Below are 19,173 nucleotides of genomic sequence, written 5' to 3'. Positions count from 1 at the left end.
CGCGGATGGGTCGCACCTTGCATATTTCGTCGATCGGCGCGGGACGCCTGCGCGTGGCCTGTGCAATGGCCGCCTTGGCGTGTTGCGTCGGTGCGCACTCCCCGGTTCTGGCCGCAATCGAAATGGGCACAAAGCCGATCCCGCCGGGTTCCTCCGGTCCACGCCGGATTGCTGACAGTTGCGGTGCCGACCTTGCCGCCCGGTTCATTGGTGCCACTGCAAGACCCGATGTCCGTGAAGCGGTAAAAGGCTCGGTCGCTCATGATCAGATCCGCTGGATCAAGCCGGGAACAGCAGTCACGCAGGATCTTCGCCCGGACCGGCTCAACGTGATTCTATCTGCCGACGGCCGGATCTTGACCATGCGTTGCGGTTGAAGGCACGAAACCGGCCCTTGTGCCCGCCGTCCGCCTGAGGCATCTCCTGCGGGTCACAAGGTCAGGAGATCCCCAGTGTCCATCCTCCCCAAGTTCCCCCGCGCTTTCAAGATCGCATTGCCGCTGGCGCTTGCCGCTGCGGCCGCACCGATGCTCGCCCAGATGCCCGAAACGCCCGGCAAGGCCGACAAGTCGCGCGTCGTCGCCGGTTCCTACACCGCCGATTCCGCGCACTCGCTAGTTGGCTGGAAGGTCAACCACCTCGGGTTCAACGATTACTTCGGCCTGTTCGGCGATGTTTCGGGTACGCTCGACATTGATCCAGCCAATCCCGCCGCTGCCAAGGTTTCGGTGAAGATTCCCGTATCGAAGATCATCACCGCCAACGCCGGTCTTACCGCGCACCTGCTCAAGCCCGGTGCCGACGGCAAGCCCGCCGACTTTTTCGGCCCTGCCCCGGCCGATGCGACCTTCGTTTCGACCAGCGTGGTTCCCGGTGCCGATGGCATGTCGGCAACGGTAAACGGCGACCTCACGCTCAACGGCGTGACCAAGCCCGTATCGATCGCCGCCACCTTCGCAGGCGCAGGTGCCAGCATGATGACCAAGGCGCCGACGCTTGGCTTCCACGGCATGACCACGATCAAGCGCTCGGACTTCAACGTGAAGTACGGCGTTCCCTTCGTCGGCGACGAAGTGAAGCTCGACATCACCGTGGCCTTCGAAAAGAAGTAAGCGCTCAAGTCATCAGGGAAAACGCGGCCCGAAGTTCTTGCACGAAGGCTTCGGGCTGCTCCCACGCAGCGAAGTGCCCGCCGTGCGCGGGCTCGCCCCAATAGACCAGCTGCGAGCAACTGCGCTCGAACCACTTGCGCGGCGAGGGGATGATTTCCTTCGGAAACGCGCTGGCGGCAACCGGAATGTCGATCTGCACGCCGCGTACCGCCCCGAAGCTTTCCCAGTAGAGCCGCGCCGATGAGGCGCCACTGGCGGTGAGCCAGTAGAGCATGATGTTGTCGAGCATGTCGTCGCGGCTGAGCGCATCTTCGGGCGCGCCACCGTTTTCGGTCCAGGCCCACATCTTTTCGTATATCCACGCAGCAAGGCCGACCGGGGAATCGACCAGTCCATATCCCACGGTCTGCGGTCGCGTGGATTGTTCCTTTGAATAGCCGGAATCCCAATCCTGATAGTGCTTGAGCGCAGCAAGCGCCCTTGCCCCCGCCGGCGTGGGCGCTTCGAGTTCTTCGGGCAACGGGGATGCCATCGGCATGTTGAGATGGATGCCCCGGCAACCCTTGACCTGCATCGCGCCGATCATCGTGGTGACGATCGAACCCCAGTCACCACCCTGTGCCAGCCACGCATCATAGCCGAGGCACGCCATCAGTTCGCCCCATGCACTCGCGATCTTCTGGACGCTCCAGCCCGATGCGGCGGGCTTGCCGGAAAAACCGTACCCCGGAAGGCAGGGGATCACGAGATGGAACGCATCGCGCGCTGTCCCGCCATGCGCAAGCGGATCGGTCAGCGGAGCGATACAGCGGCGGAATTCGAGGATCGAACCCGGCCAGCCATGCGTCATCAACAGCGGGCGCGCATCGGCATGGGCCGAGCGGACATGGAGGAACCGGATCATGACGCCGTCGATCTCGGTCTCGTGCATGCCCCACTGGTTAAGCAGGGCCTGGCAGGCGTACCAGTCATAGCTGTTGCGCCAGTACGCCACGAAGTCCTGCAGGGCAGCGAGCGGAACGCCTTGCGTCCAGTCGGCCACCGTCTCCTTTTCCGGCCAGCGCGCCAGATCGAGGCGCTGATTCAGATCGGCGATCGCTTCTTGCGCGATGTCGACGACGAAAGGCATGACGGACATGATCGGCGCTCTCCCCTGCTTGTTTTGTTGCTTTCATTCTGGACAAGCGCGCGCCAAATCACCATAGGCTTGATCCATGACCGCTCGACTGGACCTTACCCTGCGACTTATCCGCCCTTGGGCGTGAGCTGACGTGTCGCGATTGCGGCGCGGGACGGCGCCCAGGGGAAGCTTTAGGACCAGATGCAGGCAATCAGGCCCACAGGGCCAGACAGATCGAGTGAATTTCCCATGACCATGCTGAAGAACCCTTCGGTCAAGTACCGCGCGTTTCCGCAGATCAACCTGCCCGATCGCCAGTGGCCTTCGCGCGTGATCGAGAAGGCCCCCCGCTGGCTTTCGACCGACATGCGCGACGGCAACCAGTCGCTGATCGATCCGATGGATGCCGAGAAGAAGGCACGCTTCTTCGATCTGCTGGTCAAGATCGGGCTGAAGGAGATCGAGGTCGGTTTCCCCAGCGCGGGCGCGACCGAGTATGATTTCATTCGTGGTCTGGTCGATCAGGGCCGCATTCCCGACGACGTCTTCGTGCAGGTGCTCACCCAGTCGCGCGAAGATCTGATCAGGACCAGCTTCGAAAGTCTGGCCGGCGCCAAGCAGGCGATCGTGCATGTCTATAACGCCGTCTCGCCGCTCTGGCGGCAGGTCGTGTTCGGCATGGACAAGGCCGACGTGCGCAAGATCGCGCAGGACGGCGCGAAGTTCCTGCGTGATCAGGCTGCCCGTTTCCCGCAGACCGACTGGCATTTCGAATACAGCCCCGAGACGTTTTCGACCGCCGAAGTCGATTTCTCGATCGAATGCTGCGAGGCGGTGATGGAGATTCTCCAGCCGACGGTCGACCATCCGATCATTCTCAACCTGCCGGCCACGGTCGAGGCGTCGACGCCGAACATCTACGCCGACCAGATCGAATATTTCTGCCGCAACCTGCCGAACCGCGACCGCGCGATAATCTCGCTGCACACGCACAACGATCGTGGCACGGGCGTTGCCGCGGCCGAGCTGGGCCTGATGGCGGGCGCGGATCGCGTCGAGGGCTGCCTGTTCGGCAATGGCGAGCGCACCGGCAATTGCTGCCTCGTCACGGTCGGCCTCAATCTCTACACGCAAGGCATCGATCCCGAACTGGACTTCTCGAACATCGACGAAGTGATCCAGACAGTCGAATACTGCAACCAGCTGCCCGTCCACCCACGCCACCCCTACGGCGGCGAGCTGGTGTTCACCGCCTTTTCGGGCAGCCATCAGGACGCGATCAAGAAGGGCTTTGCCGCGCAGGACCAGCGCAACGACGAGCTCTGGGCCATCCCCTATCTGCCGATCGATCCGGCCGATCTGGGCCGCAGCTACGAAGCCGTGATTCGCGTCAATTCGCAGTCGGGCAAGGGCGGTTTCGCCTGGGTGCTCGAACAGGACCAGGGCCTCAAGCTGCCCAAGAAGATGCAGGCGCACTTCTCGCGCCACGTGCAGGAACTGGCCGACGAACTGGGCCGCGAACTGCAGGCGGCCGATATCTGGGGCGTCTTCCGCAAGGCCTATCGCCTCGATGCGCCGCAGCACTTCCAGCTTGTCGATTACGAGGAAGCGCGCGGGCCCGACGGTGCGCGCATCTTCGCGGGCAAGATCGAGGTCGACGGAAATGTCCGCACCGTAAGCGGACGAGGCAACGGGCTGATCTCGTCGGTCGTGGCAACGCTCAAGGATGGTTTCGGCGTCGATATCGATGTCAGCGACTATTCGGAACACGCCATGGGCTCGGGCAGCAATGCCCGCGCTGCGGCCTACGTCGAATGCATCCTGCCCGATGGCCGCACGATCTGGGGTGTCGGCATCGACGAGGACGTCGCGACCGCTTCGGTCCGTGCTGTCCTCAGCGCTGCCAACGCAGCCTCCTGACAAACTGGATGGGCGGTCGCGGCCGCCCATTCAACTGCCCGATTAAATTCGCTTGAAGGCGGCGCGCGTTGCGCCATAGTCCTCCCTGCCCGTCAGAGGCGCGATGTTGGGAGTGGACATGGCCGAAACGATTCTCGAACCCGATCTGCCGATCATCGATCCGCATCACCACCTCTGGGACCTGCGCCCACTGGTCAACGCCTTCCCCGAGCCGCGCCATCCCTTCATCGAAACCCTGGCGCTCTCGGCGTACTACACCTTCGATGCCCTGCTGGCCGATGCGCGCAGTGGTCATAACGTCATCGGCACGGTCTACATGGAATGCGGCGCCTTCTACCGCGCCGACGCCGACGCTGCGATGAAGCCGGTCGGCGAGGTCGAGTTCGTAAGCGGCGTGGCGGCGCAAGGGGCAAGCGGGCTCTATGGCGTTTTCCGCCCCTGCACCGCGATCGTCGGCCATGCCGACCTGATGCTGGGTGACGGAGCCCGCCCGGTTCTTGAAGCGCTCACAGCAGCGGGCAACGGTCGCTTCCGAGGCATCCGGCATCAGGGCGCGTGGGACGCCGATCCCGAAGTCCTCGGCCCCCCGTTTCATGCGCCGCCCGAGCTCTACCTGTCCGACACCTTTCGCGAAGGTTTTCGCCATCTCGGCGAACTAGGCCTGACCTTCGACGCCTGGTTGCTCGAGCCACAACTGGGAGACGTGCTGTCGCTCGCACGGGCATTCCCCGACCAGCCGATCTGCCTCGATCACTGCGGGACGCCGCTGGGAACGGGGCAATACCACGGCAAACTGCACGAACGCTTCGACACGTGGCGCGCGATGATCCGTGAGATCGCGCGTTGTCCGAACGTCTCGGTCAAGCTCGGCGGGCTCGCCATGTCATTCTGCGCGATGCCCGATCAAGGCCCCGCCGCCGGGCTTTCGTCCGAAACACTGGCGGCGATGTGGCTGCCCTACATCGAGACCTGCATCGAAGCCTTTGGCCCGGATCGCGCCATGTTCGAGAGCAACTACCCGGTCGACAAATGGGGGGCGAGCTATGACACGCTGTGGAATGCGTTCAAGCGCCTCGCGCACGGAGCCTCGGCCGACGAGAAGAGTGCGCTCTTCGCAGGCACGGCGGCGCGCTTCTATGGCATCACCGACATAATGCCGTGATTGACCGCCAGCCCCTTTGACAACCCGCGGCCTCGGCCCTACCATTTAACCGATCACTTAATATTTCGACGCAAGGACGCCCACGCATGCCCCTGCCCCCGCTGTTCGCCAATCTGCGCCTGCCCGTAATCGCCTCGCCGCTGTTCATCATCTCGTGCCCCGAACTGGTAATCGCACAGTGCAAGGCCGGTATCGTGGGCTCGTTTCCGTCGCTCAACGCAAGGCCGGTCAGCCAGCTGGACGAATGGCTGCACCAGATCACCGAGGAACTTGCCGCGCACAATCGCGCCCACCCCGATCGCCCAGCCGCGCCGTTCGCGGTCAACCAGATCGTCCACAAGACCAACAACCGCCTCGATGACGACATGGCGATGTGCGAAAAGTGGCAGGTGCCGATGATGATCACATCGCTCGGCGCGCGCGAGGATGTCTATGCCGCAACCCATCGCTGGGGCGGCATCGTGCTGCATGACGTGATCAACGACCGTTTCGCCCACAAGGCCATCGAGAAAGGCGCGGACGGCCTCATCCCAGTGGCAGCAGGCGCTGGGGGCCACGCCGGTGCGCAATCGCCGTTCGCCCTGATGCAGGAGATCCGCGAATGGTTCGACGGGCTCGTCGCACTGTCGGGCGCTATCGCCCACGGCCGCTCGGTTCTGGCGGCACAAGCCCTTGGCGCAGACTTCGCCTATATCGGATCAGCGTGGATCGCGACCGAGGAAGCCCGCGCGGACCAGGCCTACAAGCAGGCCATCGTCGATGGCCGCGCCGATGATATCGTCTATTCGAACCTATTCACCGGCGTGCACGGAAATTACCTGCGGACCTCGATCCTCAATTCAGGGCTGGACCCGGACAATCTGCCGGTCAGCGATCCCAGCAAGATGAATTTTGGATCGGGCGGCAATACCGAGGCCAAGGCGTGGAAGGACATCTGGGGCTCCGGCCAGGGCATCGGCGCGGTGACCGAGGTCGAGTCCGTGGCTGACCGCGTGGCACGGCTGGAAGAGCAATATCGAACTGCTGCTGCTGAACTATCGGCCAACTCGGCGCCGTTTCTCGACTGAACCTTAAGCAGCTTGGCTGGCACAGTCGCTTGCGGCCCAGAGCAGATCGGCCATATCGTCGAGATGCGCAAAATCGAGCGCCGGATCACGTGCGTTGAGAGGCTTGCGCTTCCACGCACGCGGATTCAGCAACCGGCGGCGCAGCGCGCGCTGCAGCAGGTCGAACCGCATCAAGGCCTCAAGGTCGGCAAACCTCGACCCGGCAGCACGTTGCCGCGTCCAGTGCGCCTCGATCTGGCCGGCGCGTTGGAGAACCAGTTCGTTGTACCCGCGATGCGGCCCGCGATGCAGCGGTAGCCCGATGCGCAAGGCCGCAACTTCCGATGCGGGCAACAACAGGCCATTGCGGCGAAAATCGTGAAAGCCCAGCCGATCGAGACCGAGACGCGCTATCATCCGGCACAGCGAAGGCGAACCCAGAAGCTGGCGCGGAATGATGTGATGGCGCTGAAGACCGGGTGAATAGCCGGCACGCCCTGCAACATTGACGCTGCCAAACGGCAACGTCACCGGCTTGTCGCGAACATGTCCATGATTCAGTGGCACCTTGCAACGATACGGTCGCCGGTCGCGGCCTCAACCACGACTACGCCCGTTCCGGCAAGAACTGCCTCCTTATTGCCCGTGACCGGTCCGTGCGCAACGAGCCAGTCGACGAGCCTGACGGCCACCCGCGACAGATACTCGCGTCCCCGACCCTGCGCATCGGACAGCAAAAATTCCTGTCCTGTCAGAAACTTGAGGCCTTCCGATGCAAGACTGCCATCAGACTGCGGGCTCAGTGCGGTCAGAGCGAGCGCTGGGAATGGACCTCCTTCGAGCCATGGCGTGACGGCGCGCTCGAACAGTGCAGGAGATACCGCGCATTTCGCAGGATTCCAGCAAATCGCCCTTGCGCCCCCGATTCGTGACAGCGCAATAAGCAGTGCGCTGACCACGCGAATCACCGGCAGCAGGTGCTCTGCTCCCGCCAGATGCGGGCCGGGCGAGACGGTTATCGCAGATAGCCCCACCAGCTCGGACAACTGCAAACCCAACCGATGGTCAACCTTGCACGATGGAAGCGCAGGGCCACCGGCAAGGCCGCGCACATCGAATGTCAGCCCGTCACGCAGGACCTCGGCCCAGCCATCTTCGGGCGGTGGGCAGTGGGTTATCGCAAATCCGCCGCCCTGCCCCGCTGCCGTGGCCAAGTCCTCGATCCCCGGGCAGGACCCGGAATCGTAGAGAATTGCCGCGAGCGGCGCGCAGTCGGGAGACTGGTCACTTGAGTCCACGTACACCCCTGCTGGTTTCATTCGGAATTGGCACAATCGCCCCCCTGACGTCGAGTCCGGCGCGACACCCGAAACTGGTCTTTCGGTCGATATAGGCCGCGAACGCTAGAAAATGCCCAAGGCGATGCCTCCAGAAAGGCTTTGTCCCAGAACGTGACAGTCTTGCAGAGCTGCCACAGGCGCGATTTTCGAAGCAAGAATCGCTGCGGCCGTCTGTGCACCAGTCAGCAAAATCAGGGGCTCTGCTACACGTCGCAGCCGCCACCCTGTCGCGATCCGGTCAATCTGGCGCTCAGCACCCGATCCATCCGTTCCCGCTGCGATCATCGTCGCGTAAGGACGCCCTTCGATCCGGCCGAGCGCCGGGTAATATGTCCGATCGAAGAACTCCTTCATCGCACCGCTCATCGTCCCGAGGTTTTCGGGACACGCAAACAGAAACCCGCTGGCCGAAAGCAGGTCCTCAGGCTCGGCCTCCTCTGCCCGTACCAGACGGCATGGCCCTTGCGCGCTGGCTCCCTGCCACGCCGCATGAGCCATGGCCTCCGCCGTGCCGGTCCGGCTGTGCCAGATTATAAGCAGCACTTGGGGCTCAGCAGCCGTCGTTCGAGCCCGGCACGCCCAGGGCCCCGCCGATGGCGCTGCCAAGCAGCCCGCCGAAGCCCTTCTTCTTGGGTTTGCACTGGGGCTTTTCCGCGGCTTCTGCCTGCGACCCTTGCGCGGCGCCCATGCCGAAGCCATCCATGCCTACGAGAAAACCCGTGGTCGAGCGGTGGCGGATCCGCGCGGTCCACTCAAGCACCCACTTCGCCTTGGGATCGGCTGGCTTTGGCGGATAGGCAAACGATTCCTCCGGCCCATAGGCATGGAGCGTGCCGAACATGAAATCGGGCGCGGCCGCCTTGACCTCGGCCGGCACTGTGCACGTCGTGGTCTGCGGCGACATCACAGTCCTTGCAGTGACAAGCCGGGCGACCGTGGACGGGGCAAGCCAGTCCGACAGGCCTCCGCCGAATTCGCGGGTCGCGCTCGACGACCACCACACGATATCGGTCATGTCCTGCCCCTTGGGCGCCTGCTTGCCGCCGATGATCATGGCATAATAGCCCGTAGCGTCAGGCACCGCGCCCCATCGGACGAGCGTTGAACCGCTCGGCTGGACGGTGTTGGTCGCATTGAGGGGGGCCATGAAGTCCTTGGCCAGCGTGAAGGCCATCTCGGGCGAATAGTTGCCCGCCACACGGTGCGCGCCGATCAGCGACGTATCGGGACGGGCAGACTTGCCATCGTCCGAAGGCCAGTGCCCGTAGGTCTTGCTCGACGCGGGCGACACCCAGCGGTCCATAGGCACTGCGCTGGTGAACAATCCCGGCGGCACCTGCCCTGCGGCCAGCTTGCTGAAATCGATGATCACCGGCTGGCCCTTTGGCGCATGTTCGCCACAGCCCCAGAAGATCAGCATGCGGCCCTTGGGTCGCTGGAACTCGGTCGTTCCAGGCTCACGCGGAGTGGCGACCGGCGTCTTCAGAGCCACTGATTTGCCGAGCTTCGCCCCGGTCGGCAGGAAGTGATCGGCCTTGGGCTTGCCATCGGCAGCCGCGCGCGACGATCCCAGATCGAGCCAGAGCGCATGCTGCGCCTTGGGCGCGCCACCCAAGGCCATCGCCATCGCTGCGCCGACACCGCCCTGCCCGCCGCCCTGTCCACCCATGCCACCGCCAAATCCCGACATCGTCTCGGCTCGCATTTCGTACCTTGCGACGGGGCCGCTCGCCTGCTGGGCATAAAGTCCTGCAGTGGCGACCCCGGCGAAAACCAGTCCCGAAACCGTCCAGATGATCTTGTTCCTGCGCATTTTCGCGAACTCCTGCTGGAGACCATGTGCCATCGGCGACCCCATTGGGCCACGCGACGATTCGATGCGACCATATGCGCCGGGGACAAGTCAATGATCGTGCGCAACTGCACTGCAACCGGCTCTTTGCGTGCATGCTAGCATGGTCTAGCGCTGGTTGCATGATTCCCGTGTCATCCATTACCCGCTCGCTTTCCGGACAGGCCTGGCGCTGGCGGGGCGGGAACATGGACCTGGGCGGCACAAGTGGCGCTGGCGGCGATGATCTGGTCACGCAGCTCCTGCTCTCGCGCGGCGTGGACCGGGACGACCTCGAACGCCACCGCCGCCCAACCTTGCGCGAATTCCTGCCCGATCCCTCGATCTTCCGCGACATGGACACTGCCGCACGCCGTCTTTCGGATGCGGTCGAGGCAAACGAGCGGATCACGATCTACGGAGACTACGACGTCGACGGCGCGACCAGCGCGGCGTTGCTGATCCTGCTGCTGCGCGATCTCGGCGTGGCAGCGCAGCCCTATATCCCGGACCGCCTGCTCGAAGGCTACGGACCGTCGGGCGAGGCGCTGGTGCGGCTCGCGCGCGAGGGGTCCAGTCTGATTGTAACCGTCGATTGTGGCGCGATGGCGCACGAGGCGCTGGCTGCGGCGCATGGGGTGGGCGTCGACGTGATTGTCGTCGACCACCACAAGTGCTCGTCCGAGCTTCCTCTTACCGCCGCACTGGTGAATCCCAACCGCCTCGATGAATGCGACGAGGCTGCCGCCCATGGCCACCTCGCCGCCGTGGGCGTGGCCTTCCTGCTGGCGATCGCCACGGTGCGCGAGTTGCGCGGCCGCGGCTTCTTTGCCGGGCGCCCCGCCCCCGATCTCATGCGCCTGCTCGATCTTGTCGCACTGGGCACCGTGGCAGATGTCGCCCAGCTCAAGGGGCTCAATCGCGCGCTCGTCAGCCAGGGCCTCAAGATCATGGCCCGGCGCGAGAACGTGGGGCTTTCCGCCCTGATCGACGCCAGCCGGCTCAATCGCGCGCCCACCTGCAGCGACCTTGGTTTCGCGCTGGGGCCACGAATCAATGCAGGCGGGCGCGTCGGCGAGGCGACGCTCGGCGTGCGCCTTCTCACCACGCAGGACCCGGATGAAGCGCGCACCATCGCGGCCCAGCTTTCGCTGCTCAACGAGGAACGCCGCGCGATCGAGCAGGAAGTGCAGGAAGCCGCCGAGGCGCAGGTCGAGGCCCAGCACAACCGGGCGGTGCTCGTCCTGGCGGGCCTCGGCTGGCATCCGGGCGTGATTGGCATTGTCGCCGGAAGGATCAAGGAGAAGACCGGCAAGCCCGCACTGGTGATCGCGCTCGATGCGGACGAGGCAGGCAATGGCAAGGGCTCTGGCCGCTCGATCGCCGGGGTGGATCTGGGTGCCGCGATCATCGCTGCACGCGAGGCCGGGCTGCTGATTGCCGGCGGCGGCCACGCCATGGCTTGCGGGCTGACGATCGACCCTGCCCGCCTCAACGCGCTGGGCGACTGGCTGGACGAAAGACTGGCGCGCGACATATCTGGCGCGCGACTCTCGCAGGCCCTGCTGCTCGATCTTTCGCTGAGCCCTGGCGGCCTGACGCCGGACCTGGTCGAAACGCTCGAGACTGCCGGGCCGTTCGGCGTCGGCTGGCCCGGACCGCGCATTGCGGTCGGACCGGTACGGCTGGTCAAGTGCGATCTGGTCGGGACCGACCACGTCCGGATGGTGGCCAGCGGCGCGGATGGCAAGTCGTTCAAGGCCATCGCCTTTCGAGCTGCGCAGACCGAACTTGGACAGACGCTGCTCCACGGCTCCAAGGGGCGCCAGCTGTGGCTTGCAGGGCGCGCCCGGATCGACGATTGGGCGAGCCGCCCGGCTGCCGAACTGCACGTCGAGGACGCCGCCTTTGCCGACTGACATTTTTCGCAATTCCGCGCTTGACGCCCCGGCATAGTCCCCTTAGAGGCGCGGTCCTGCCCAGCGGCGCAAGCCCAATGGCCCCTTCGTCTAGCGGTTAGGACGCGGCCCTTTCACGGCTGAAACACGGGTTCGATTCCCGTAGGGGTCACCATTCATTTCTCGCATGCCGGGAAAGGTGATAGCAGCGCACAGCTCGGCCCATTCAAGCGGCCCCTTCGTCTAGCGGTCAGGACGCGGCCCTCTCACGGCTGAAACACGGGTTCGATTCCCGTAGGGGTCACCAGAATTTTTCCCGACATTCCGGCGTTTTAGTGTCGCCGCACTTTTTGACAGCCACGCTGCGTGCTTGCGCCCAACCGGCATGGTCGCCTATTCGGGCGCGGCAAGGCCAGCCGACCCGGTTGGCGATTCGCAAGACGCAGGCAGACCACACGGCACTATTCGATGAAGGGCTTGTCGCTGCCTCTTCCCAGCATTGTGGTTGCGCTGTGCGCGGCTGTCATCATGTTCATCAGCGGCGCGGGCTTCTGGCTTTCGCTGTCGATCCTGGTGGTATGGCTGGCAACGCTCTGGCTTGCACGGCCCGAACCCACCGTTGAAACGCTGACGCGCGACGATGGCAGCGTCTCGCGCCAGACCATGATCGAACTGGTCGAACCGTTCGGTTTGCCGGTGCTGATGCTCGATGGCCAGCGCATCGCTGCAGCCAATGCTGCGGCGCGTGAGGAACTGGGAACCCACATCGTCGGGCAGGATGCGCGCGTCGCCCTTCGCCATCCTGAGGCGATCCGGCTGCTGTCCAAACCTGCCGGGCGCGCGCTGGTGCGCGGGCTGACCGGTGCGCGCAGCATCTGGCAAGTCAGCCGCGTGCCCATCGACGAACGTTTCTCGTTGATCGAAATGGTCAACCGCACGGCCGAAGCCGACATCAGTCGCGCGCATACCGATTTCGTCGCCAACGCCAGCCACGAATTGCGCACGCCGCTCGCATCGATCATCGGCTACATCGAGACGCTCGCCGATCCCGACGCGAATGTCGATGAAGCCACCGCCGCCCGGTTTCACAACACGGTTCTGCGCGAAGCCAAGCGCCTGCAGAACCTTGTAGAGGACCTTATGTCGCTTTCGCGCATCGAGGCCGAGAAGCACGAGCAACCGCGCGACCGCATCGATCTCGGCCAACTCGTCGGCAGCATCGGCAGCGAGGTGGCGATGACCTCGGGCGAGGACCGCCTGATCGTCGATACGACCGAGGCCGTCGTTGCGGGAGACCGCCAGCAGCTCGACCAGCTGGTACGCAACCTGATCGACAACGCCTTCAAGTATGGCGATCCGGTCGCGCCGGTCAGCGTCAAGCTCGTCACCCGCGGCGGCGAGGCCGAACTGACCGTGACCGACAAGGGCGAAGGCATCCACCCCGATCACCTGCCCTATCTCACCCGTCGATTTTATCGCACCGATCCCGGCCGAAGCCGGACTGCGGGCGGAACCGGCCTGGGCCTTGCTATCGTCAAGCACATTGTCGAGCGGCACCGTGGCAAGCTCGACATCGCGAGCACGCTGGGTGTCGGCACGACCGTAAGCGTAAGGATTCCGCTTGCCGCACCTCCGCCTTTGACGGCAGAGCCCGCGCTGTCATAAAGCTGTCACGCAACCGTCGCATTGCGCCCCTGCCAACAGGGACGAAGGTTCTCAACATGTCGATGATTCGCACGATTGCTCTTTCCGCTGCCGCTCTCGGCGCTCTCTCGCTCGCCGGTTGCGGCGGACAGGAGGCCACGACCCGCGACCAGGTGCGCGCGGTTGGTTCTTCCACGGTCTATCCTTTTGCCAAGGCGGTCGCTGAATCGCTCGCCAAGTCGGACGCTTCGCTCAAATCGCCGATCATCGAATCGACCGGCACGGGCGCTGGCATGAAGCTGTTCTGCGCCGGCGTCGGCGCGCAGTTCCCCGATATCGAAAATGCTTCGCGCCGCATGAAGAAGTCGGAGTTCGAGGACTGCGCCAAGAACGGCGTCAAGGACATCGTCGAAATCCAGGTCGGCCTCGATGGCGTCGCCTTTGCCGAAGCCCAGAACGGCCCCGGCATCGCGCTGACTCCGGAAGACGTCTACAAGGCGCTGGCCAAGACGCCATACGGCAAGCCGCAGACCGCAAAGACCTGGAAGGACGTCAACCCTTCGCTCCCTGCCGAGCCGATCCTGGTCTACGGCCCGCCTTCGACCTCGGGCACGCGTGACGCGCTCAAGGAACTGATCCTGATGAAGGGCTGCGACGAGAACGCCGAAATGAAGGCGCTCAAGGACAGCGACAAGGACAGCCACGACAAGATCTGCGGCGACGTGCGCGATGATGGCGCCTATGTCGACGCCGGCGAAAACGACAACCTGATCGTCCAGAAGATCGAAGCCAACCCCAAGGCCATCGGTATCTTCGGCTTCTCCTATCTCGAAGAGAACAACGGCCGCATCAAGGGCCTGACGATGAAGGGCGTGACGCCGACTTACGCGACGATCTCGGACTTCAGCTATCCCGGTGCACGTCCGCTCTACATCTACGTCAAGAAGGCGCACCTCAAGGCAATCCCGGGACTGCAGAGCTTTGTCACCGAATGGTCAAAGCTTTGGGGCAAGGATGGCGCGCTCGCCAAGCTCGGCATGGTCGTCGCACCTGACGATGTGCTTGCAGCAAGCGCCAAGGCTGTTAACGACCTGCCGGTCCTTGACGGTTCGCAGTTGAAGTAAGGGGGAACTACCGCAGTCATGTCGCCAGCCATCCTGTTACTGCTCGCCTTCGGGTTGGGCCTGCTCGGTTGGCTTGCGGCGCGATCTCGCGCCTGGGCCTTCCGGCGCGCCGATCCGCAGACACGGCTGCATTCCCTTCCCAATTTTCATGGCTGGTACGTCGCCCTCTGGGTCGGCGTGCCAGCCCTGCTCTTCGCAGCGCTGTGGAACGTCATCAGCCCTTCGCTGATCACCGGCCACGTCATGGCCGATCCCGCCGCCGCAATGCTGCCTGGCTTCGGGTTCGAACGCGAGACGCTGCTCGCTGAAGCGCGCTCGGTTGCAGAAGGCCATGCCTTCGGAGTCTTCAACGAGGAAGCCCAGGCTCTCGTCGGACCTTATCGCACCGCGATCACGCTGTTCGATTCGATCGGCCTGATCGTGACGATCCTTGTCGCCTTCGCGGGCGGCGCTTTTGCTTTCCTGCGCCTCAAGCCCGATTTCACCGCCAGGACGCGCGTCGAACGCGCGGTCATGGCGCTGCTGCTGATCGCCTCGCTCGTGGCGATCCTGACGACCATCGGCATCATCGCCAGCCTCGTGTTCGAGACCGTCCGCTTCTTCGGCATGGTCTCGCCGCTCGATTTCCTCTTCGGCACCCACTGGTCGCCCGATCCGATGAGCTCGGGCGCGCCCGATGGCAATGATTACGGCGCAATCCCGCTGTTCTGGGGCACGATCTACATCGGTGCAATCATCGCAATGATCGTGGCGATCCCGCTCGGCCTGATGAGCGCGATCTTCCTCACGCAGTACGCAAGCAACAGCGTGCGCAAGGTTATCAAGCCGCTGCTCGAAATCCTCGCGGGCGTGCCGACCGTGGTCTACGGCTATTTCGCCGCACTGACAGTCGCTCCTCTGGTGCGCGATGTGGCCCAGGCCATCGGCATTTCCAGCGCGTCGACCGAAAGCGCGGTCGCCGCAGGCCTCGTCATGGGCGTGATGATCATCCCGTTCGTCTCCTCGATGGCCGACGACAGCATTGCCGCCGTACCGCAAGCGATGCGCGACGGCAGCCTTGCGATGGGCGCGACCACGGCGGAAACCATCAGCAAGGTCCTCGTGCCCGCCGCCCTGCCGGGCATCGTTGCCGGCGTCATGCTCGCCATCAGCCGCGCGATCGGCGAAACGATGATCGTGGTCATGGCCGCAGGTGCTTCGGCCAACCTGACCGCCAATCCGTTCCAGAGCATGACCACGGTCACATTCCAGATCGTCGCCATGCTGACCGGCGAAGGCAGCTTCGATCATCCCGCAACGCTGTCGGCGTTTGCACTGGGCATGGTCCTGTTCCTCGTCACGCTGACGCTCAACTTCATCGCCCTGCGCGTGGTGAAGCGGTACCGAGAAGCATATGAGTGAGGCCGCAATGACCGACGCAGCCACCGAGGCTGAGAGAAGCGAAGTGCAGGCGCGCCGTCATGCCCTGATGGAGCGCGGCCTCGCCAAGCGCCGCTCGGCCGACCGCCGCTTCCGCTGGCTCGGCTTTATCGCCGTGGGCTTTTCCGGGCTGATGCTGCTGTTCCTCCTCGTGAACATGAGCTCTGCGGGAATCGACGGTTTCCAGCGCAGCGAAGTGCGTTTCCCGATCCCGATCGCCGGCTCGATGCAGATCGATGCCGATCGCCTCAAGCAACCCGATCCCCTGGGAGGACTCGAACTCGCCGGCCTGCCGCGTGTGGTCGAAAATGCCGCGAAGGCATCGCTCGGCCCCGATGGCGCGAACATGCTGGCCGAAGGCGCATGGCGCGAAGTGGCAGAGCAGCTCATCGCCGACCCGTCTTTGGTCAACGGCACGATCAACGTTTCGCTGCCGGCAAGCGACGATCTTGCCAGCGCACAGCGCGGCGAAGGCGAAACAGCCGACCAGCAGATCGCGCGCAAGCTGGCCGCAGACGGCAAGCTCGTCCGCGCCTTCGACAAGGGCTTCCTCAGCCGGTCTGACGCCACGAGCCCGCAGACCGTGGGTATCTGGGGTGCACTCAAGGGTTCGATGCTGACGATGTTCATCACGCTGATCCTGGCCTTCCCGGTCGGCGTGCTCTCGGCACTCTACCTTGAGGAATACGCGCCCAAGAACCGCTGGACCGACTGGATCGAAATCTCGATCAACAATCTGGCTGCGGTGCCGTCGATCATCTTCGGCCTGCTCGGCCTCGCCGTCTTCCTCGCGCTGTTTCCGAATTATCGCTCGGCCCCGCTGATCGGCGGCATGACGCTGGCCTTGATGACGATGCCGGTCATCGTGATTTCAGGCCGCAACGCGATCAAGGCAGTGCCACCATCGATCCGCGATGCCGCACTCGCCATCGGCGCGAGCAAGGTTCAGGTCGTGTTCCACCACGTCTTGCCGCTCGCCCTGCCCGGCATCCTCACCGGAACGATCATCGGCATGGCGCGCGCGCTGGGCGAGACGGCACCGCTGCTGATGATCGGCATGCGCGCCTTCGTCGCCAGCCCCCCTACCGGCTTCACCTCGCCGTCGAGCGTGCTGCCGGTGCAGATCTTCCTGTGGTCCGACGAGATCGACCGCGGCTTCGTCGAGCGCACCAGCGCCGCGATCGTCGTGCTGCTCGTCTTCCTGCTCCTTATGAACGGGCTTGCGATCTACTTGCGCAACCGCTTCGAAAAACGGTGGTAACATGAACGCTGAAGCGATCCAGACTGCGGTAAAGCCCGACGACACGCCCTACTTCGACGCGCCGCTCAAGATGAGCGCGAAGAACGTCTCGGTGTTCTATGGCGACAAGCGCGCGATCGACGATGTCTCGATCGACATTCCGCAGCGCTACGTCACTGCCTTCATCGGCCCATCGGGCTGCGGGAAATCGACCTTCCTGCGCTCCTTGAACCGCATGAACGACACCATCGCCAATGCGCGTGTCGAGGGCGAGATCCTGCTCGATGGCGCGGACATCTACCGTTCGGGGATGGACGTGGTGCAACTGCGTGCCCGCGTCGGCATGGTCTTTCAGAAGCCCAACCCTTTTCCCAAGTCGATCTACGAAAACATCGCCTACGGGCCGCGCATTCACGGGATCACTGGTTCGAAGGCCGAACTCGACGAGATCGTCGAGCAGTCGCTGCGCCGTGCTGGCCTGTGGGACGAAGTGAAGGACCGCCTCAACGACAGCGGCACCGCGCTCTCGGGCGGCCAGCAGCAGCGCCTGTGCATCGCGCGCGCGATTGCGGTCGACCCCGAAGTGATCCTGATGGACGAGCCGTGCTCGGCGCTCGACCCCATCGCAACGGCGCGCATCGAGGAACTGATCGACGAACTGCGCGGGCGCTATGCCATCGTCATCGTCACCCACTCGATGCAGCAGGCCGCGCGCGTTTCGCAGCGGACCGCCTTCTTCCATCTTGGCAAGGTCGTCGAATACGGCAAGACTTCCGACATCTTCACCAATCCGCGTGAAGAACGCACGAAGGACTACATTACCGGACGCTACGGCTGAGCGGCAGGGGCAAGGATCGAAACGTGGCTGAACATACCGTCAAGGCATTCGACGAGGACATCACCCGGCTCCGCGGCCTTGTCGCGGAAATGGGCGGCCTTGCCGAACTCTCCGTCTCCGAAGCGATGGACGCGCTGGTTCGCGCCGATCACGAACTCGCCGCCGGGGTCATCGCTCGCGACAAGCGCATCGATCAGCTCGAAGCCGAGGTCGATCGTCTCGCGATCCGTGTCCTCGCTCTGCGCGCGCCGATGGCAGACGACCTGCGCGAAGTCGTGGCCGCGCTCAAGATCGCTGGCGTGATCGAGCGCATCGGCGATTATGCCAAGAACATCGCCAAGCGCGTCGGGATCATCGAAGGGCGCAAGCGCTTCGAACCCCTCACGCTCATCCCGGCGATGAACGATCTCGCCGCCGAAATGGTCCACGACGTGCTGACCGCCTTTGCCGCCCGCGACGCGGCTGCGGCGACCGAGATCGTCCAGCGCGATGCCAAGGTCGATGCCTTCTACGATTCGATCTTCCGCAACCTGATCTCGTTCATGGTCGAGGACCCGGCGACGATCAGTTCTGCGGCCCAGCTTCTGTTCGTTGCGCGCAATATCGAACGCATCGGCGATCATGCCACCAATATTGCCGAAATGGTGTACTATGCCGCCACCGGCGCGACCCTGCCCGAGCGCGAGGAAGTCATCCCGCCGGCCTGATTCGCGCTCCGCCTGCATCGCTGTCATATCGGGGTAACATCCGTCGTGTTTCAGCAAACTGACTGTCATGGAGGTTTGCGTGCCCGCTCCGAAACTGCTGCTGGTTGAAGACGATACGGCTCTGGCCGAACTGGTCGAATACCGCTTTCGCGGCGAAGGCTACGACGTTCGCACCACTGACGATGGTGACGAGGCGCTGCTGCTCGCCGCCGAGGACGCGCCCGACCTCGTGCTGCTCGACTGGATGATCGGCGGCACAAGCGGCATCGAAGTGTGCCGCCGCCTGCGTCGGAACAAGGAGACGGCGCACGTCCCGATCATCATGCTTACCGCGCGGTCGGACGAGGATGATCGCATTCGCGGGCTGGAGATCGGCGCCGACGATTATGTGACCAAGCCGTTCTCCCCGCGCGAGCTGATCGCGCGCGTGGGCGCCGTGCTGCGCCGCGTGCGCCCTGCCCTGGCAGGCGAGACAATCACCGTGGGCGACCTTTCGCTTGATCCAACCGCCCATCGCGTCACGCGACGCGGCGTGCCGATGAAGATCGGACCCACCGAGTTCCGCCTGCTCAAGCACTTCATGGAGCATCCCGGCCGCGTGTTCTCGCGCGGGCAATTGCTCGACGCGGTCTGGGGCAGCGGCAGCGACATCGAACTGCGCACGGTCGACGTGCACATCCGTCGGCTGCGTCAGGCCATCGCCGTGCCCAGCGTGGCCGATCCGGTGCGCACCGTCCGCTCGGCCGGATACGCGCTAGAAGGCGTCTAGACT

18 protein-coding genes and 2 tRNA genes are annotated in these 19,173 nt (G+C 64.2%); 15 read left to right on the top strand and 5 right to left on the bottom strand.

The window, feature by feature from the left end; genetic code table 11:
- Window positions 1–5 precede the first annotated feature (5 nt).
- Window positions 6–377, top strand: coding sequence for an I78 family peptidase inhibitor (locus tag AC2A04_RS00170; RefSeq protein WP_484210295.1), 372 nt, complete (start codon window positions 6–8; stop codon window positions 375–377).
- 75 nt (window positions 378–452) lie between these two features.
- Window positions 453–1,112, top strand: coding sequence for a YceI family protein (locus AC2A04_RS00165; protein ID WP_484210294.1), 660 nt, complete (start codon window positions 453–455; stop codon window positions 1,110–1,112).
- Between the two features lie 4 nt (window positions 1,113–1,116).
- On the opposite strand, the gene AC2A04_RS00160 is transcribed toward AC2A04_RS00165, so the two are convergent.
- Window positions 1,117–2,250, bottom strand: coding sequence for an epoxide hydrolase family protein (locus AC2A04_RS00160; protein WP_484210293.1), 1,134 nt, complete (start codon window positions 2,248–2,250; stop codon window positions 1,117–1,119).
- A gap of 231 nt (window positions 2,251–2,481) precedes the next feature.
- On the opposite strand from AC2A04_RS00160, the gene leuA reads away from it, so the two are divergent.
- The 3 genes from leuA to AC2A04_RS00145 all read left to right on the top strand — a co-directional run bounded on the left by leuA (window position 2,482) and on the right by AC2A04_RS00145 (window position 6,381).
- The gene (gene leuA / locus AC2A04_RS00155; protein ID WP_484210292.1) at window positions 2,482–4,152 is read left to right on the top strand and encodes a 2-isopropylmalate synthase; all 1,671 of its coding nucleotides are present in this window, start codon (window positions 2,482–2,484) and stop codon (window positions 4,150–4,152) included.
- 118 nt (window positions 4,153–4,270) lie between these two features.
- Complete coding sequence (locus AC2A04_RS00150; RefSeq protein ID WP_484210291.1) at window positions 4,271–5,314, top strand: amidohydrolase family protein; 1,044 nt, start codon at window positions 4,271–4,273, stop codon at window positions 5,312–5,314.
- An 86-nt stretch (window positions 5,315–5,400) separates the two neighbouring features.
- The gene (locus AC2A04_RS00145) at window positions 5,401–6,381 is read left to right on the top strand and encodes an NAD(P)H-dependent flavin oxidoreductase (RefSeq protein WP_484210290.1); all 981 of its coding nucleotides are present in this window, start codon (window positions 5,401–5,403) and stop codon (window positions 6,379–6,381) included.
- 3 nt (window positions 6,382–6,384) lie between these two features.
- Here the strand turns inward: AC2A04_RS00145 and AC2A04_RS00140 are convergent, their stop codons facing one another.
- From AC2A04_RS00140 to AC2A04_RS00125, 4 genes are all read right to left on the bottom strand, one after another.
- Window positions 6,385–6,927, bottom strand: a complete 543-nt coding sequence (locus AC2A04_RS00140; RefSeq protein WP_484210289.1) for an AHH domain-containing protein — start codon at window positions 6,925–6,927, stop codon at window positions 6,385–6,387.
- On the bottom strand, window positions 6,918–7,658 hold the full coding sequence (locus AC2A04_RS00135; protein ID WP_484210288.1) for a hypothetical protein: 741 nt from the start codon (window positions 7,656–7,658) through the stop codon (window positions 6,918–6,920). Before AC2A04_RS00135 ends, AC2A04_RS00140 begins: the two co-directional genes overlap by 10 nt.
- 105 nt (window positions 7,659–7,763) lie before the next feature.
- Window positions 7,764–8,243 carry a flavodoxin family protein gene (locus AC2A04_RS00130; RefSeq protein WP_484210287.1) on the bottom strand — a complete coding sequence of 160 codons (480 nt, stop codon included), beginning with the start codon at window positions 8,241–8,243 and terminating at the stop codon, window positions 7,764–7,766.
- A gap of 7 nt (window positions 8,244–8,250) precedes the next feature.
- Window positions 8,251–9,513, bottom strand: coding sequence for a hypothetical protein (locus tag AC2A04_RS00125; protein ID WP_484210286.1), 1,263 nt, complete (start codon window positions 9,511–9,513; stop codon window positions 8,251–8,253).
- A gap of 161 nt (window positions 9,514–9,674) precedes the next feature.
- Between AC2A04_RS00125 and recJ the strand changes: the two genes are divergently transcribed.
- The 10 genes from recJ to phoB all read left to right on the top strand — a co-directional run bounded on the left by recJ (window position 9,675) and on the right by phoB (window position 19,170).
- Window positions 9,675–11,450 carry a single-stranded-DNA-specific exonuclease RecJ gene (gene recJ, locus AC2A04_RS00120; RefSeq protein ID WP_484210285.1) on the top strand — a complete coding sequence of 592 codons (1,776 nt, stop codon included), beginning with the start codon at window positions 9,675–9,677 and terminating at the stop codon, window positions 11,448–11,450.
- Between the two features lie 79 nt (window positions 11,451–11,529).
- Window positions 11,530–11,604, top strand: a tRNA-Glu gene (locus AC2A04_RS00115).
- A 57-nt stretch (window positions 11,605–11,661) separates the two neighbouring features.
- A tRNA-Glu gene (locus AC2A04_RS00110) sits at window positions 11,662–11,736 on the top strand.
- A gap of 161 nt (window positions 11,737–11,897) precedes the next feature.
- A complete protein-coding gene (locus AC2A04_RS00105) occupies window positions 11,898–13,094 on the top strand; it encodes a sensor histidine kinase (RefSeq protein WP_484210284.1) in 1,197 nt (398 codons plus the stop codon).
- Window positions 13,095–13,156: 62 nt separating this feature from the next.
- Window positions 13,157–14,197, top strand: coding sequence for a substrate-binding domain-containing protein (locus AC2A04_RS00100; protein WP_484211657.1), 1,041 nt, complete (start codon window positions 13,157–13,159; stop codon window positions 14,195–14,197).
- Between the two features lie 18 nt (window positions 14,198–14,215).
- Window positions 14,216–15,598: a phosphate ABC transporter permease subunit PstC gene (gene pstC, locus AC2A04_RS00095; RefSeq protein ID WP_484210283.1), complete on the top strand. Its 1,383-nt coding sequence runs from the start codon at window positions 14,216–14,218 to the stop codon at window positions 15,596–15,598.
- Window positions 15,591–16,877, top strand: coding sequence for a phosphate ABC transporter permease PstA (pstA, locus tag AC2A04_RS00090; RefSeq protein ID WP_484210282.1), 1,287 nt, complete (start codon window positions 15,591–15,593; stop codon window positions 16,875–16,877). The genes pstC and pstA overlap by 8 nt, the downstream gene beginning before the upstream one ends.
- Window position 16,878: 1 nt before the next feature.
- On the top strand, window positions 16,879–17,694 hold the full coding sequence (gene pstB, locus AC2A04_RS00085) for a phosphate ABC transporter ATP-binding protein PstB (RefSeq protein WP_484210281.1): 816 nt from the start codon (window positions 16,879–16,881) through the stop codon (window positions 17,692–17,694).
- Window positions 17,695–17,717: 23 nt separating this feature from the next.
- Complete coding sequence (gene phoU, locus AC2A04_RS00080; RefSeq protein ID WP_484210280.1) at window positions 17,718–18,401, top strand: phosphate signaling complex protein PhoU; 684 nt, start codon at window positions 17,718–17,720, stop codon at window positions 18,399–18,401.
- Between the two features lie 79 nt (window positions 18,402–18,480).
- Entirely contained in the window at window positions 18,481–19,170 is a 690-nt protein-coding gene (gene phoB, locus AC2A04_RS00075) for a phosphate regulon transcriptional regulator PhoB (protein WP_484210279.1), read from the top strand.
- Window positions 19,171–19,173: the final 3 nt, after the last annotated feature.

This window comes from Novosphingobium sp. HNCC26DJ243, assembly GCF_057180545.1.
This window is presented reverse-complemented; position numbering and strand designations above follow the sequence as displayed.